Raw genomic sequence first — 15,458 nt, forward strand, 5'->3', positions numbered from 1 at the left:
CTGGTGACGATCATGGCCGCGCGATGCTGGCCGTACCCACAACCGGCTGGACGAGCAGCGTCATCACACGGGCCCAGCGTACGAGGTCACGCGCATCGACGTAGACCACGTCCTTCGGCTCCAGCTCGAAGCTTTCCGCGATGGCCAGGGCCACCGGCGAGGTGCCGTCGAGGTGGTAGACCTTGGGCTTGCCATCGTTGGTCTTGCGAATGACGAAGATCTGCTCGGCGTTGGCCGTCTGCGGGCTGACGCCGCCAGAGTCGCCGAGGGCTTCGTTCAGCGTCATGCGGCCATTGCGCATCAGCAGCGACGACGGCTTGACCACTTCGCCTGTCACGAAGACCTTGCTGTCCTCGCGCTGCTCCACGCGCACGATGTCGCCGGAGCGCAGCAGGATGCGCGACGGATCGATGCCCCTGGCCAGCAGCGCCGGCATGTTCACGTACCAGCTGCGTTCGCCGCGCGTGACCCGCACGCGGCTGTTGTCGCCGGTCAGGTTCAGCACCCCGCCCGCACGGTTCAGCGCTTCGACGAGCGTCATCGGCGCATCGTCGATGGCCAGCATGCCAGGCGTCTTGACTTCGCCGTCCACGTACACGCGCTGGCTGCGGAAGCCCAGCACGCGCACCGTCATCTGGGGATCGCGCACCACGCGCGACAGGATGCGGGCCATCTCGTCGCGGACTTCGTTGGCGGTCTTGCCGGCGACCCGCATGACGCCGGCATAGGGAAACTGGATATCGCCCGAGGGGCTGACAACGTAGCCCGGCATGTTCGAGCCACCGCTCGAAGTCGGAATCTCGAACGCGGCCCCGATGCTGTACGTCTGCGTCGGGAACACCAGTTCGGGGTGGTCCCAGACCACCACCGAGATGATGTCGCCGGCGCCGATGCGATAGGGCGCAGGCGTGCCGAACAGTTCCTCGACGCCGGCATTGGCCGGTTTGGCATGGGCCTGCTGCTCGCGGACCAGTTCCAGCGTGATCGGCGTGACCTCGGGCATCGAATCGGGGCTGACGCCGCCGACCGGACTGGCGCTGAATTTCATGCCCGGGGACGCCGCGCAGGCGCCCAGCAGCAATGCGGCACACACCATGGCCAGCGTGGCGGCCAGTGATCGAGGCGATCTGGCGTTGCACCGGCTGACTGTGTGGTAATGGCTAGTCTTCACGGCATCCTCTCCCCAGTCGATTAAACGAGACGCGCATCGCTGTGCATCGCGACTGAATGCATCGTAGGAGTCTGCAAAGTGCACTATCGGTGCGCTCTCGCACATTGGTGCAGAAGCCCGCCCAGCTAACGTTGCGTATCGCACCGAGTGCCCGCTGCGGTGCCGCATATCGTGACCCCAAGGCGGCGGATTGGCATCCGCCATGGGCCTTTGGCGTTGCAAAACCACGGAGAGAGCAATGAGGGGTGTGATCATCAATGCCGACGATTTTGGCTACGACGAAGATACCTTCAGGGCCACGGTCGCCTGCTTCGAGGCAGGTCTGCTGACCAGCGCCACGATACTGGCCGGCCGGCCCGCCACGGCGCAGGCCTGCCGGTACGCCCGGGACAACCAGCACCGCCAGTCCTTCGGGCTGCATTTCAACATCGTGGAAGGCTGGCGCCCGCCCGCGTCGAGTTCGCTGTGCCGCAAGGACGGGTCGCTGTTCCCGCCGAAGATCCAGCGCGCGCGGGCCATGGCCGGCCTGATCGACGCGGCCGATATCCGGCGCGAATTCCGGCTGCAGCTGGAGGAGCTGCGCGACCAGGGCGTGGATGTGTCGCACGTGGATGGCCACGGCCACATGCACAAGTACCCGGCGATCATGCGCGTGCTGCGCGATGAAATGCTGCGCGCCGGCATCTCGCGCGTGCGGCGGCCCCAGAACTGCTACTTCATGAAGAACCACGTGCGCGGCGCCATGAACGTGTTGCTGCTGCGGCACTTTGGCGGCCTGCGCAGCCCGGACTTCTATGTCGGCGCCGATACGCGCCAGCGCGGCTGGGCGCTGCAACTGCCCGCCATCCTGCCGGAGGGGGTCACCGAGATGTCGGTGCATCCGGGCTACACCGAGACGTGGCGCGAGGAAGAGGGCGCACCGCTGATGGACCCGGGTCCGCTCCACACCGTGCTCAAGGATGCCGGCATCACCCTGATGCGCTACCACGACATCTGAGGTCCCATCGGGCTTCGTTCCCTTGTCCAGCGACGTCGCGGGCCTCGATCTTCGAGGCCGGCTGTCATTGGGTCACGCGTTGTGGGCGGCGTTGCTGTTCGCCTTGTGCGCGCTGATGGCGGCAATCGTGCGGTCCAGCACGTCCTCGGCGCGCTGTCGTTGCGCCTGAAAATGGATGAGCAGCGCGGCGCGCCGGGCCTCGGCGTGGCCGTCCGGTGTCATCAGCTTGCGCAGCCAGGCGATGGCGTACTCCGCGAAGTCGGCGTCGCGCGGCACCAGCACCCCGTTGCAGTCATCGATCATCGAGCCGATGCAGCCGCGATCGTTGGTGATCACGGGCACGCCGTGGCTGTGTGCCTCCAGCAGGATCAGCGGCGCCGCCTCGTTGTGGTAGGTCGTCGGGAACAGCAGCGCGTCCAGATGGCGGAAGAATGCTTCCTTCTGTGCGCCGTGCACCGGCCCCAGGTAGCGCACGCACGGCGTGCGGGCCAGCTCGGCATCGAACCGGGCGCGGATGTCGGGCGCCACGGGCCCCGCGATACGCGCGCAGACCGGCATGCCGATTTCCTGCGCCAGCCGCACGACCTCGAAGAAGGTGAAGATGCCCTTGGCCGCCGTGATGTTCGACAGGAAGCCGACACGGATCGCCTCGTCGGCCGCTTCCGGGGGCGGGGCGTCGGCCGACGCCAGCGCGGACGCGTCCGGCAGGTCGATCAGGCTCAGGTTCGACAGCACCTGGACGTTGCCGGGCGGCAACCCGTAGATGCGGGACAGCTCGGCGCCCATCGTGTCGCACAGAACCAGGTGCCGGCCGCGCGGCGCGCAACGCAGGATCAGGCGGGTGTACCAGGTGGCGCGGTTGATGTAGGCAAAGCTGTGGTGATGGAAGTAGATGGCCATGCCCGCCAGGTTCGCCAGCGCCACGAACGGTGCGTCGAGCAACTGTCCGAGCCCGCCCGAGAGTCCGAGATACAGCGTGTGGGGCCGCTCGTTCACGATCAGCCGGCTCAGGCGCCACAACTGCCGTGCACGGTTGGCAAGTGCCTTCAGGCCGGCCGCGCGCCCCGAGGCCCGTTTGGCCACGTCGAGCACCTCGACCGGCGCACGTTCGCGAATGCGGTCGAGCATGCGCTGGTTGGATGCCGAAAAGCCGTTGTGCGGCGGTGGCAGGGGCCCCAGGAAGACCACGGGCCGGGCCAGTGCCGCAGGCGGCCGGTCGGACTCGATACGCGGCGTGGGCGCGGGTGGCGTGCCGGCTTCGGCGGGCTGTTTGGCAATCGGCCCGAAAGCGTTGGGCATGGTCATGCTCGTGCATCCTCCAGTATCTTGAGGCAGCCTTCCATGATCGAGCGGCCGGCGCACTCCGGCGAGTATTGCGCGGCCACGTCCAGGCAGTGCCGCATCGTCACGGCGACGTCGGCAAAGCTCCGGGTGGCACGCAGCAGGGTACGGCTCAGGTCGGCCACGTCGCGCGTGACAAAGGTGTGGCCGGTCAGGCCGTCCTGGACCAGCTCGGGAATGCAGCCGCAACAATCGCTCACCACGATCGGGCAGCCATAGCTCAGTGCCTCGTTGACGACGAGGCCCCAGGCCTCGGTGTGGCTGGGCAGCACGAGGCAGGTAGCCCGGCAATACTGTTGCGCCAGCTGGTCGATATCCATGGCGCCCAGGAACTGCACCGCATCGGCGATGCCTAGCGATTCGGCAAGCTGCGGCATCTGTTCGGACTCGACGACCGGCCCCGCCAGCACCAGCGTGGCCGCCGGCTGCTGGCGGCGAACGTCGACAAAGGCGCGTAACAGGTCCTCGATGCCCTTGGCGCGGCATACCAGCCCCACGAACAGGAAGCGGGGGCGATCCGGCGATGGCGCGTTGGCCAGCCGCATGCTGGCGGCCGACTCGGTGCTGTAGGTGTGCGGCAGTGCTGCGGCCTGGCAGCGGTAGACAATGCGCGCGGGATCGGCGCCCATGGCGATCACGTACTCGGCGGAACGCTGGCCGTAGACGAAGATGCCGTCGCACTGGCGGAAGAAAAAGCGCTTGAGCTGCCGCTTGAGCGGGTGATCGGCCTGGTCGCGCATGGTCGAATCGCAGAACACGCCGCGGCGCTTGCCCGCCAGCATGCACGCGGCCAACATGGCCCAGAACTCCACCCGGTGATAGCCGGGCATGAGGATCAGCCGGCTGCGCGAGCGGAACACCTCGCGCATCAGCCGCAGCGATACCTTCCACGCCGGAATGGTTTCGTAGGGCGCGTCGAACAGGATCTGGTACGGATACCGGTGGTAGCTGGTGTCGACACTGCTGTAGGCCGAGCGGCCGTAGCCGGTGGCGGAGATGTGGAAGAAGCGTACGTCCTGCCCCTTGCCGCGCGCGTGCGAAAACGCCTCCGTGAACACGGCGCCCTTGTACTTGGGCCAAAGCATGTTGTGATAGATGTCGATCATCGTCAGTCCCTGGGCTGCGAAATGACCTGGCGGCCGTCTAGTCGGCGTGGAGTGCTTCCACGTCCAGCGGCGCTCCGGCCGAAAGCGATGGCGATGTGTCGCCGGGCGGCGCGTCGTCCAGCCTCGGACGCCGCGGGCGGCACGGACTTCCCATGCAGACCATGCCGGCAGGCATGTCGCGGAACACGGCACTGTGGGCGCCGATCACCGCGCCGCGGCCAATCGTGACGCCCGGCGCGACGAAGCAGTGGCTGGCCACCCACGCTTCATCGGCGATGCGTATCGGACGGCCGCGTATGGCGAAGTCGCTGCGCCGGTAGTCGTGGTCGCCGGCGCAAAGGTAGGTGTACTGCGATACCACGGCGTGGTTGCCGATCTCGATCTCGGCCAGGCTGTACAGCTCGGCGCCATCGCCAATCCACGCGTAGTCGCCGATCCTGACCTTCCACGGGTAGGTCACCCGTACGCTCGGGCGAATCACCACGTCGCGGCCCACCTGGGCGCCGAAGCAGCGCAGCAGCCAGCGGCGAAAGCCGTTGGCAAACTGGGGCGAGCGATGGAACAGCAGGCTCTGCACACACCACCAGAGCTGCACGACCAGCGCCGAGCGGCCACGAAACCCGGGCGGCATCCGGAAGGTCGACAGATCCTGAAACATGTTGGGGCTCCCTTCATCCGGCGAACCGGAAACGATGACCCGATGCTGGCGCTGCAGCGCCGCATCTACAGTACGGAAGCCCACAGAACCGTGGCGCACGCCAGCTCGCTGCACCGTCACGAGTCGCCGACGGAGTCGACCGTGGCGGTGGTGGGGGTGGCGACCGTGTCGGCGGCATGCAGGCGCAGCAAGGCTTCCTCGAACGTGGCAAGCACGGCGTCCCGGTCCAGGTGCGCCTCGGCCCACGCCTTGCCCGCCGCGCCAAGCATGCGGCTGCGCAGCGGGTCGTCGGCAAGGGTGACGATGGCCTCGGCAAGCGCGAGACTGTCGCCCGGTTCCACCACGATGCCGCACTGGATGACGAGCTTGCCCAGTTCGGTTGCCGGCGCGGCGGTGGCCACCACGGGTTTGCCGCTGGCAAGCATCGCCGCGAGCTTGGACGGCAGCACCAGGTCCGCCGCGTCGGCGCGCTGGGGCATCAGGTGGATGTCGGCCGCCGCCAGGAGTGCGGAGAAATCCGCCCACGGCTGCAGGGGCAGGAAGTGGATGCGCGGCAGGCCCTTGCATCGCATGCGCAGGTCCTCGACGCCGGCTCCCTCGCCACAGAAGACGAAATGCAGGTTTTCCCGTTCGCGCAGGTGCTCCGCCGCCTCCGCCAGGATTTCGATGCCCTGCTTGGCGCCGATGGTGCCGGAGTAAAGGGCCACCACGGCATCGTCCGGGATGCCGAGCCGCTTGCGGTAGTCGGCGTCGCTGCGGCGCGCAAGGCCCTGCAGGTCCAGCCAGTTCGGCAACATGGTCAGGCGGCTTTCGTCGGCGCCCTTGCGCCTGGCCAGGGCCACCATCGCGTTCGAGACCGACGAGACATGGTCAAAGCGCGTCAGTACAAAGCGTTCCAGGGCCGTGGCCATGCGGCGCAGCCATTTGCCCTTGAGCAGGCCCAGTTCGAACGCGGCATCGACTTCGTAGTCGTGGATGTGAAGCCAGATCTTGGCATTGGTCAGCCGCGCGAACAGCAATGCCGCGGGGCTGCAGAACAACGGCGGCTCGACGATGAAGATCACGTCGGGGCGCCACTTTGCCTGTCGCACAAGCCAGCCGATGCTGGTCAGCGCGAACGACGCCAGGTGGAGCACGCGCTTCAGGCCGCTCGGGCGCGCGGGAACCCAGAGCGGTGCCCGCATGACATCGACGCCATTGCGCATCTCTCGCTGGTAACGCAGGCCGGCGTAGGCGGGATCGACCTTCCAGGCGGGATAGTACGGCGGTGCGGTAATGACCCGCACGTCGTAGCCGCGGGCCGCCAGCCATTCCGCCTGCTCGCCGGTGTACTTGCCGATGCCGGTCAGTTCGGGAGCATAGTTGAGGCAATAGAGCAGGATTTTCATCGCTTGTTCTGTCCTGGCGCCGTGTGGCGGATGCGGGGGGCGTGGATGGCACTGCGCCGGGCGCGCCTACCCCCGCACAGCGAGCCAGCTTCGCAGTCTACGCAGCGCGTGCCGTCGGCAATGTTCGAGGCCGCACGCTCTGTGCCCGGCGCTGCGCACCTGTGGGGGAGCGAACAGAGATGTGAGGTGCAAGCGGCTACCCTCCACTGCGACGGGACTTTCCATCGTTGCGGAAGTCCACGCTCCAGCATGTGCCGCACAGGCCATTCGGGGCGGGCGTGCAACGGTTGCTGGCAATGCGGAGGCGTGCGTGACGACAACAAAAGGCGGGCTGCTCGACAGCGATACGACCGTGGGCATATCGCCGCCGGGAAGCGATTCCCGCGATCAGGGCGCGACCGAACGGGCGCGCCAGGCCACCCGGGCGTTGCGCCTGGCCGTCGCAAGCTCGATGGTGTCCAAGGCGTGCAGCATCGGGCTGCAGGTGGTGAGTATCCCGCTGTTTGCCAAGGTGCTGGACCCCGACGATTTCAGCGCGATGATGGTCTATTTCGGCATCTCGGCATGGCTGTCGCTCGTGGCGATCGGCGTCTGGCCCACGATCACGTCGATCGCCGCCGACGACAAGAAGGGTGGCCTGCTTCCGGGCGTGCTGGCGGTGTCGGTCGGCGGCCTGTCCGCCATCTTCGCGTCGGTGGTGGCGCTGGTGCTGATCCTGCGGCCGACGCTGGAGTCCAGCGGCGTCAACCTGTTCTCCGCCAATCACTACGGCCTGTTCACGGCGGCGCTGGTCTGCTACGCCATGCTGACCGTGCTGTCCGTGGGCGAAGCCGTGAACCAGGGGCAGCATCGCCAGCACGTCAACAACCTGATCACGGCGGGGGGCAGCGTGCTGAACGTCGTGTTCATCCTGCTGGTGACGTTCGCGCGCGAACCCGGCCAGGAACATGTGGACGTGACGCTGCTGTTCGTGGCCAGCCAGCTCGGCTTCATCCTGTTGCGCCTGTTCAATATGACGACCGTGCTGATACGCGTCGGACGGCCACGCTCGTATCCCGGGAAATCGTTCGCCCGGGAGCTGGCCGGCAACACGCGGGCGCTGGTGCAGGCCCAGCTTGCGGTGGCGTTCCTGCAGCAGGGCACCGTGCTGCTCTGCTACGAAATGGGCATGCCGCGCGACGCCGCGCTGCTGGCCCTGCTGTTCCGGGCCATCATGCTGCTGCACAGCTTCGTCTTCATGATCAACCAGCCGCTCTGGCCCATCATCCATCGCAACATGCTGGCGGGCGACTGGCGCTGGGTGTCGCGCACGTACCGCAGGCTGGCCACGTGCTACATCAGCTACGGCCTGCTGGCCATTGCCGTCGCGGCCGTGGCCGGAAGCGCGGCGGTATCGCTCTGGACCGCGCACGAGTACGTGATCTCCAACGGCCTGGCGGCGCTGTGTGCCGTGTACTTCGCCGTGCTGGTGACATCGGCCGCGAGCACGCCCGTGCTGATGGGCGGCCAGGCATTCGGCAGCCTGGGCAACATCGGCACGATGGAATTCGTGGCCGCCTCCGTGGGCTGCATCGTGCTCTACGCCTGCCACGCCGTGAACTTTCCGAACATCGTTGCCATCCTGATCGCCGCCAATGCGGTGACCGCGCTCTGGATGACGCCGACCCGGGCCGTGGGCCTGATCCGTCGCGGCCGGCTTGCCGGACGGCACTGATCTGGCGGCGCAAGGCGCCGAGAGGGCGGGGGTCGCGAGGCCAGTCGTAGGCCCGGGTGCCGTGCGGCAGGAGCTGCCAGCGACGGTACTCGGCGCCAGTGCCGTCGCGAATGGCCGGCCGGGAACGGTTGGCCGGTGTGGCCGGTCATGATTCGCCATTCGCAGCGAAACACCCCGGAGCCAATGCAGAACGCCCCGCCGTGCCGAATGCCGCGGGGCGTTTTGTTTGTCTGGCTGCAGCGAGGCTGGCGATGCCACCGGGCAGCGAACCGCCCGGCCGATGTCAGTGCGCAGCGCGGGCCGGCTGTGTCCGTGGCAGCTGCACGCGCTGGCTGCGCGGGACACGACGCTTCCGCCTGCCGCCGACGAACCAGCCGATCGTCATGAACGCCAGCACGGCCCCGCTGCCGTAGGCCACCGCAATCATCAAGGCGCCACGCAGCGCAAAGATCAGGAACAGGGCGAAATAGATGCCGGCGGGCCGGGCCACGGGGCCATCGGCGCGGTACAGGCGGTCGAGCAGGCGCACGACCCACGCCAGTCCGACGGCGTAGGCAATGACACCGAACACGGAAAAGTCGATATAGGCTTCCGCGATCAGCGGCGCCGACAGGTTATCGAAATCGAGCTTGTAGTAGACCATCAGGAATTGCCCGATATCGATGCCAGTGGCATGCGGCTTGGCTTCCCAGAGCGTGTGGGGCACGAAGAACAGCAGGCTGCCCAGCAGCTGTTCGCCATAGCGCACCCCGTTCATGTTCACCATTTCGAGCACGGTGGAGATGTTGGCCCAGGCGTCGTAGTGCAGGTCGATGAAGTGCTCGAAGTAGATCCAGGGGTCGAGCACGTCGGTGGGATGCCAGGACGTCATGTCCGCGTGAGTGAAGACCGACAGCAACGGAAAGAAGACGCCGGTCAGCAACACCAGCGTGGCGGCCTGCCGGCGTGACGTGCGCGAGAACCACGGCACCACCAGCAGCATGAGACCCAGGTAGACCGGTCCGATGGCGTTGCGTTTCTCGATCAGCGGATTCTGCGCGAAGAACACGCAGACCAGCAGGAACAGGGCCAACAGCAGCCAGAACGGCTGGCGCAGCAGTTTCCAGCCCTTTACGTTCACCAGCATCAGCAAGGCGGGAACGGGCAGGAAGCACAGGAACTTCTGCTGCAGCAGGTACTGCGGCGTAGCCTCGATGATTTCGGACTGCGCCCGCAGGTCGATAGACTGCCAGGAAAGTGCCGCGGCCACGGCGGCCACGCCAGCCAGGACGAAGCCGCGCGGCACGGTCAGCCGTGCCGCGTAGCCGTGGTGGGCGGGATGCGCCTGGCGAGGGCCCGGGCGCGGACGCTGGTACCGGTCGCGCCTGGCGATGTAGCAGCGCGCGCCGACATACACCATGATAAACAGCGTGCACAGCAGGTTGGTGGCCACGGCGGGCGCCTCGGACAGCGTGGCGGTGTTCACCATCTGCCCGTCGAAGTAGGCGCGCTGCACCGCGGGCGCCACGACCAGGAACAGGATCTCGAACAGCAGGACCCCCGAGTCTCCCAGCGACGGCTCCCGCTCGCGCGCGTGGACCATCCAGTGCATGACGACGGTCGCCGCCAGCAACAGGGTGGACAGCAGAAGCATCGGCGAATCGATGTTCGAGATCGCGTGGCAATAGCCCACGATCCCGAACAGCGTCGTCGCCAGCAACATGTCCCAGAGGGACCCGGCCGACAGGCGCATGACATCCTCCCTACTTGCTATGCGGGGGTTTCCATGGCGAGGAATTCCGGCAGCCGTTTGGTCGACAGCGCGTCCTGGTACGCGATCCGGAGGCCCGACTCCAGCGCCATGAGGGGCCGCCAGCCGGTGCCATTGATCACGCTGCTGTCGAGCCGCTTGCGCGGCGTGCCGTCCGGGCGCGTGGTGTCGAACCGGATGTTCCCCTCGAAGCCGACCACCTTGCCAACCAGCAGTGCCAGGTCGCGGATCGTGACTTCCTCGTCGGTGCCCACGTTGAGGAAGCCGGGCGCGCCCGCATGCTTGCGGTAGACCTGGCTCGGCAGCGTCATCACGTGCACGCATGCGCGCGCGAGGTCGTCCGCGTACAGGAATTCGCGCAACGGCGCGCCCGACCCCCAGATGCTGACTTCCGAAGCACCAGCCAGCTTGGCTTCGTGGAAGCGCCGGATCAGTGCCGGGATGACGTGGCTGTTTTCGGGGTGGTAGTTGTCGCCCGGGCCGTACAGGTTCGTGGGCATCACGCACCGATAGTCGGAGCCGTACTGGCGGTTATAGCTTTCGCACAGCATTATCCCGGCGATCTTGGCCACCGCATACGGCGCATTGGTGGGCTCCAGGGGGCCGCTGAGCAGCGCCGATTCCTGGATGGGCTGCGCCGCAAGCTTCGGATAGATGCAGCTCGACCCCAGGAACAGCAGTTGGTTGACGCCGCTGCGCCACGCCTCGTGGATCACATTGGCCGCGATCATCAGGTTCTGCTGGATGAATTCGGCGGGGTACGTATCGTTCGCGTGGATGCCTCCGACGCGGGCGGCCGCCAGGTAGACCTGGGAGATCCGCTCGGTCGCGAAGAAGTGCCGGACCTCCAGCTGGTCGGTCAAATCGAGTTCACCGTGCGTGCGCAAGACCAGTTCCACGTCATCGCGCGTGGAAAGTGCACGGGCAATGGCGGAGCCGACCATGCCCCGGTGGCCTGCGATGAAGATTCTCTGGATATCTTTATTCATGGTGGTCGTATGTCCTGAAGCCTGCCATTTTGACCAGCGCATCGCGGCGGGCCGAAAGAAAGTCCGCCTCGATCATTTCATTGACCAGCTCCGTGAAGCCGATGCGCGGCGTCCAGCCCAGTTTTTCGCGAGCCCGCGTGGCGTCGCCAAGCAGCGTTTCCACCTCCGTGGGCCGGAAGTATCGGGGGTCAACGCGCACGATCACATCGCCCACCTTGCAGCGGGACGACAACTGCCGGCCATCGTGGTGGATCGCCGAAATGATGCCCACCTCGTCCACGCCGCTGCCTTCGAACGTGACCGTGATGCCCAGGCGCTGCGCCGCGCATGCCACGAATTCGCGCACGCTGTGCTGTTCGCCGGTAGCAATGACAAAGTCTTCCGCCACGGATTGCTGGAGCATCAGCCATTGCATCTCCACGTAATCGCGGGCATGGCCCCAGTCGCGCAGCGCGGACAGGTTGCCCAGATAAAGCGTGTCCTGCAGCCCCAGCGCAATCCGGGCGATCGCGCGCGTGATCTTGCGCGTGACGAACGTCTCGCCGCGCACCGGGCTTTCGTGGTTGAACAGGATGCCGTTGCAGGCGTACATGTTGTAGGCCTCGCGGTAGTTCACCGTGATCCAGTAGGCGTACAGCTTGGCGGCCGCGTACGGGCTGCGCGGATAGAACGGCGTGGTTTCCTTCTGCGGGATCTCCTGCACGAGGCCGTAGAGTTCGGACGTGGACGCCTGGTAGAACCGCGTGTCCTTTTCCAGCCCGAGGATGCGCATCGCCTCGAGCAGCCGCAGCGTGCCGACGCCATCGGTGTTGGCTGTGTATTCGGGCTCTTCGAACGACACCTGGACATGGCTTTGCGCGGCCAGATTGTAGATCTCGTCGGGCTGGGACTGCTGCACCACGCGCACCAGGCTGGCCGTATCGGTCATGTCGCCGTGATGCAGGATGAGCCGGCGGTTGTCCGCCTGCGGGTCCTGGTAAAGGTGGTCGATGCGATCCGTGTTGAACAGCGAACTGCGCCGCTTGATGCCGTGGACCTCGTAGCCTTTCTCCAGCAGGAATTCCGCCAGGTACGAGCCGTCCTGGCCGGTGATACCAGTGATCAGCGCGCGACGGGTACCGTTGCGTCCACGCGGCAGCTGCGCCGCCTGATTGTCGAGTTTTTCCAGATCGCTTGCGCCCATGACCGTCACATGTTGGTTGCGGATGGGATGGACTCTATTGGCGGCGCAGGGGTGTCACTGTCTGGTATCCCACATAGTCGGGCCGGCCCTCCCGCACGCAGTACGGCCTCAGAGCGGCACTCCCATCAGGACGACGGTGGCGGCCACGCGTCCCGCGCGACGCAGCACAGGGGCCAGCCGGTCGCCTAAGCGCGCAAGCAGCCCCACCTTGCCGTGCGGCCCACGCGCCAGACGGCGCGCCACGCGGACTGGGAGCCGCATTCCGGGCGGAATCGAGGCGTGGCAAAAGGCGATCTTGCGCACGTAGTGGTCAACCTCCCACACCCACGAGGAGCCGTACGGAAAATACGCCACGTCGCCCTGGCAAAGGGTGCGGCTCATGCCATGGCAGTCCGTGACCCGCACACTGCCTTCGAGGATGACGACGACTTCGTCGAACTGATAGTGCCAGTCGAACTTGCTGCGGGTGCAATCCCAGATCGTGGTCCAGGCGCCGCCGTCGTGCGTCGCGGAGTGATCGCGGCAGCGGGTGACTGGCGTGCCAGTACGAATCCAGGTGGGCTCTATCGGGCTCGGCTGGTCCGGCATGGTGCTGGTATGGCCGAAGACGCCAGAGTGTGGGGGATGTCGCGGATCGGCTTTCGGGCTGCCGAGCATGGAAGTTCCTCCTGTCACGTTGGGCCGCCGTGGGGCGAGAGGCAATCGTTGCCGATCACGCCAGGTGGAAATGTGCGAAAACGCACGCATGAAACAGGACCGTCGGCAGAACGCCGCGCAATGCGTTGTCCCCAAACAAAGCGGGCGCCGCGTGATGCCGGCGCCCGACTGTTGAGTTAGCGCGACAGCGTCTTCTAGAGAGGCAGACCGGTCTCGAAGGAAGCGTCGTCGAGGCGCGAAAGCGGCTTGCGTGCGCTGGCCGCGCGTGCGGAATGCGGGTCGCCATTGACCCACTCCAGCGTCGCGCCGCGCTGCAGAGCCGCATAGACCGCCTCGCCCTTGTTGCGCACCTTGAGTCGCTGGTAAAGCGTGCAGGCGTGGCTCTTCACCGTGGCCACGGAGATATTGAGCATGCGGCTGACCGTCTTGATCGGATAGCCGCGCGCCAGCAGCACCAGCACTTCGTACTGGCGCGGCGTGATCTTGAGCATCTCCGCTTCGTCGTAGCTGGGCTCTTCCTCGGCCATCGGCAGGCCGTGGGCGGGCGCGACAGGCGCGACGGGCGCGGCGGCAATGGGCTTGCCGGGGCGCAGGCTGGTCAGGTCGCGGACTGCCACTGCGGCACGCATGGCACTGGCGCAGGCCGATGGCGATGCCGCGTCCTGCGGTGTGACTGGCGACAGGGGCAACGGGGCCGCAGACGCCAGCGACGTGGTGGCCGGCATGGCAGACCGCGAGGCCACGGGCGGGGCCGTCGCGTCACCGGCGAACATCAGTCCCTGCACGCTGGATATGGCCAGGCGGATGGCGGCCTCGATCACGGCCAGCGATGCCGATTTGGGCAGGCAGCCGCAGATGCCGCGCGCGGCGTCGGGCGACGGCACATGCAGCGGAAGGCTGTCCGACAGAACCAGGATGCGCTGTGGCGTCAGCCGTTCCCGGGCCTGTTCCAGCTGTTCCCAGCCAGTGGCCTCGTCGGCAGGCATGCCGAAGACCAACAGGTCGGCGTTTCGGTGCGGGATCTCCAGGCGGTTGATGTCGGCCGGCGCCAGCGCCAGTACATGTCCGGATTCCTGGATGGTTTCGAGCATCTGCAGCAGCCCGAGCCGGAGCAGCGGATGCTCCTCGATCAGCAAGGCGTTCATTCTTCTTGACTCCCCGTTTGTGGGTGAGATGCGGGACGCTTTGCGTGTGGGAACTACACCGCTGGACTGTGCGGACCACCGTGGATGGCACCGCCTGCTTCAGCTGTAACCCCGTGCTTCCGTGTCTGTCGATGCCCGCTTGTTAGAAGGGCTTGTCCGCGCGACCAGAAGTATGACCCGTACCTTAACCCGAAAGAAAATCTCGCTCCTAAATCGAAACTTAAATTCATCTTATGGGCTGGTTGGTACGAATGCAAGCGCATGGGTTGGGGTTGATGTGGGGATGTAATGCACTCCACCTCATAATCCATTGCCTGGATCGTGCATTTGGCTGGAGAAGTATTTGCAAAGCCATCCAGCCGGCCCTGCCACAGGGGTTTCACGATTGATACGTCACGTCGGGGAGTTGTTTCACGCATGCAACCGATCGGAATGAAAATGGTGTGGTGAATATCAAAAACTCACCCGCTTGGGGGGTGTGGCATTAACGGAAATGGTGTTTGGTGGCGCATTGCTGAAACCCCTCGAAAATATTCCGGATGTCAGTATTTTCCGCTGCGACTTTGGTGGGGATTCCGTCGGACTAGTGCAAAAGGATGAAGGGCGGATCGTGCCTCGGCACGAAAGAAAATCGCTTTGTACCGTTGCGATCTCCTGGCCTTCGACCTGCCGGGGGTGGCTGCTGCGGCACGTCGCGGAAAGCGTCGCGGGCCGGACCCCATGCCCGTGGGTCCGGCCCGCTTCGCTGTCTTGATGCCGCATCGGTTGCCATGATCGTCCGTGGCATCAACGGCCGGACACGAGCATGCGCGGACTTAAGCGGCGTTGCCGGACATCAGCGTCCCCAATAGCCGGGGCGCTTGTACCAGCCGTGCGGGCCATGCACCCAGCGGTCTGGCACATAACGCTGGCCGTGGCGCGCCGACTGCCAGTAGCCGCCACGCCACGCATACCCGTTGCTGGCGCGGTCGTAGTGTCCCGGCACCCAGACCTGGCCCGGGCGCGGTGCCGGCCGTACCTCGTGGCGCGGGGCTGGGGGCGGGTTGTTGTAGTAGCCATGGGCCTGCGCGGCAGGCGACAGCAGTCCAAAGACGCCCCCCGTGGCAAGGACGGTGGCAGCAAGCAGGATCTGGCGTTTCATGTGGATCTCCTTGAGGCGAGGGCGCCGGAAATATGAGGGAAGCAAGCGGGCGATCGTCAGGCGCGATTCGCTCAGTAGCGGCCGCCGCGGTAGTAGTCGTGGTGGTAGTGCGGGCCACGCGGCGGCACCACGATGCACGCCGACAGCAGGGCGCTGGTGGTGGTCAGCAGGATGGCCAGGGCGATTGCGCGTTTCATGAGAGGGGACTCCGTATCCGG

General features: G+C 66.2%; 14 protein-coding genes. 2 read left to right on the plus strand and 12 right to left on the minus strand.

Going from position 1 to position 15,458, the window contains the following annotated elements; all coding sequences use genetic code 11:
- Positions 1-10: 10 nt before the first annotated feature.
- The gene (locus tag D9X30_RS17715) at positions 11-1,096 is read right to left on the minus strand and encodes a polysaccharide biosynthesis/export family protein (RefSeq protein ID WP_153948728.1); all 1,086 of its coding nucleotides are present in this window, start codon (positions 1,094-1,096) and stop codon (positions 11-13) included.
- Between the two features lie 313 nt (positions 1,097-1,409).
- On the opposite strand from D9X30_RS17715, the gene D9X30_RS17720 reads away from it, so the two are divergent.
- Positions 1,410-2,168, plus strand: a complete 759-nt coding sequence (locus tag D9X30_RS17720) for a ChbG/HpnK family deacetylase (RefSeq protein WP_153948694.1) — start codon at positions 1,410-1,412, stop codon at positions 2,166-2,168.
- Positions 2,169-2,240: 72 nt separating this feature from the next.
- On the opposite strand, the gene D9X30_RS17725 is transcribed toward D9X30_RS17720, so the two are convergent.
- The 4 genes from D9X30_RS17725 to D9X30_RS17740 all read right to left on the minus strand — a co-directional run bounded on the left by D9X30_RS17725 (position 2,241) and on the right by D9X30_RS17740 (position 6,661).
- Positions 2,241-3,467, minus strand: a complete 1,227-nt coding sequence (locus D9X30_RS17725; protein ID WP_228770981.1) for a glycosyltransferase family 4 protein — start codon at positions 3,465-3,467, stop codon at positions 2,241-2,243.
- Positions 3,468-3,469: 2 nt separating this feature from the next.
- Positions 3,470-4,615 carry a glycosyltransferase family 4 protein gene (locus D9X30_RS17730; RefSeq protein WP_153948692.1) on the minus strand — a complete coding sequence of 382 codons (1,146 nt, stop codon included), beginning with the start codon at positions 4,613-4,615 and terminating at the stop codon, positions 3,470-3,472.
- Positions 4,616-4,652: 37 nt separating this feature from the next.
- Positions 4,653-5,273 carry a putative colanic acid biosynthesis acetyltransferase gene (locus D9X30_RS17735; protein ID WP_153948691.1) on the minus strand — a complete coding sequence of 207 codons (621 nt, stop codon included), beginning with the start codon at positions 5,271-5,273 and terminating at the stop codon, positions 4,653-4,655.
- 116 nt (positions 5,274-5,389) lie between these two features.
- A complete protein-coding gene (locus D9X30_RS17740; RefSeq protein WP_153948690.1) occupies positions 5,390-6,661 on the minus strand; it encodes a glycosyltransferase WbuB in 1,272 nt (423 codons plus the stop codon).
- Between the two features lie 310 nt (positions 6,662-6,971).
- Between D9X30_RS17740 and D9X30_RS17745 the strand changes: the two genes are divergently transcribed.
- Complete coding sequence (locus D9X30_RS17745) at positions 6,972-8,375, plus strand: polysaccharide biosynthesis protein (RefSeq protein WP_249640996.1); 1,404 nt, start codon at positions 6,972-6,974, stop codon at positions 8,373-8,375.
- A gap of 283 nt (positions 8,376-8,658) precedes the next feature.
- Here the strand turns inward: D9X30_RS17745 and D9X30_RS17750 are convergent, their stop codons facing one another.
- The 7 genes from D9X30_RS17750 to D9X30_RS29715 form a co-directional block, all read right to left on the minus strand.
- Complete coding sequence (locus tag D9X30_RS17750) at positions 8,659-10,107, minus strand: hypothetical protein (protein ID WP_228770980.1); 1,449 nt, start codon at positions 10,105-10,107, stop codon at positions 8,659-8,661.
- Positions 10,108-10,124: 17 nt separating this feature from the next.
- Positions 10,125-11,114, minus strand: a complete 990-nt coding sequence (locus D9X30_RS17755) for a GDP-L-fucose synthase family protein (RefSeq protein ID WP_153948689.1) — start codon at positions 11,112-11,114, stop codon at positions 10,125-10,127.
- Positions 11,107-12,297, minus strand: coding sequence for a GDP-mannose 4,6-dehydratase (gene gmd / locus D9X30_RS17760; protein ID WP_153948688.1), 1,191 nt, complete (start codon positions 12,295-12,297; stop codon positions 11,107-11,109). Before gmd ends, D9X30_RS17755 begins: the two co-directional genes overlap by 8 nt.
- A 108-nt stretch (positions 12,298-12,405) precedes the next feature.
- Positions 12,406-12,954 carry a cupin domain-containing protein gene (locus D9X30_RS17765; protein WP_194946542.1) on the minus strand — a complete coding sequence of 183 codons (549 nt, stop codon included), beginning with the start codon at positions 12,952-12,954 and terminating at the stop codon, positions 12,406-12,408.
- Positions 12,955-13,148: 194 nt separating this feature from the next.
- Positions 13,149-14,099, minus strand: a complete 951-nt coding sequence (locus D9X30_RS17770; protein WP_153948686.1) for a response regulator transcription factor — start codon at positions 14,097-14,099, stop codon at positions 13,149-13,151.
- Between the two features lie 835 nt (positions 14,100-14,934).
- Entirely contained in the window at positions 14,935-15,240 is a 306-nt protein-coding gene (locus tag D9X30_RS17775) for a YXWGXW repeat-containing protein (protein WP_153948685.1), read from the minus strand.
- 71 nt (positions 15,241-15,311) lie between these two features.
- The gene (locus tag D9X30_RS29715; protein WP_029050781.1) at positions 15,312-15,437 is read right to left on the minus strand and encodes a hypothetical protein; all 126 of its coding nucleotides are present in this window, start codon (positions 15,435-15,437) and stop codon (positions 15,312-15,314) included.
- Positions 15,438-15,458 lie beyond the last annotated feature (21 nt).

It is taken from the genome of Cupriavidus sp. U2 (assembly GCF_009663685.2).
Classification (GTDB): domain Bacteria; phylum Pseudomonadota; class Gammaproteobacteria; order Burkholderiales; family Burkholderiaceae; genus Cupriavidus; species Cupriavidus necator_C.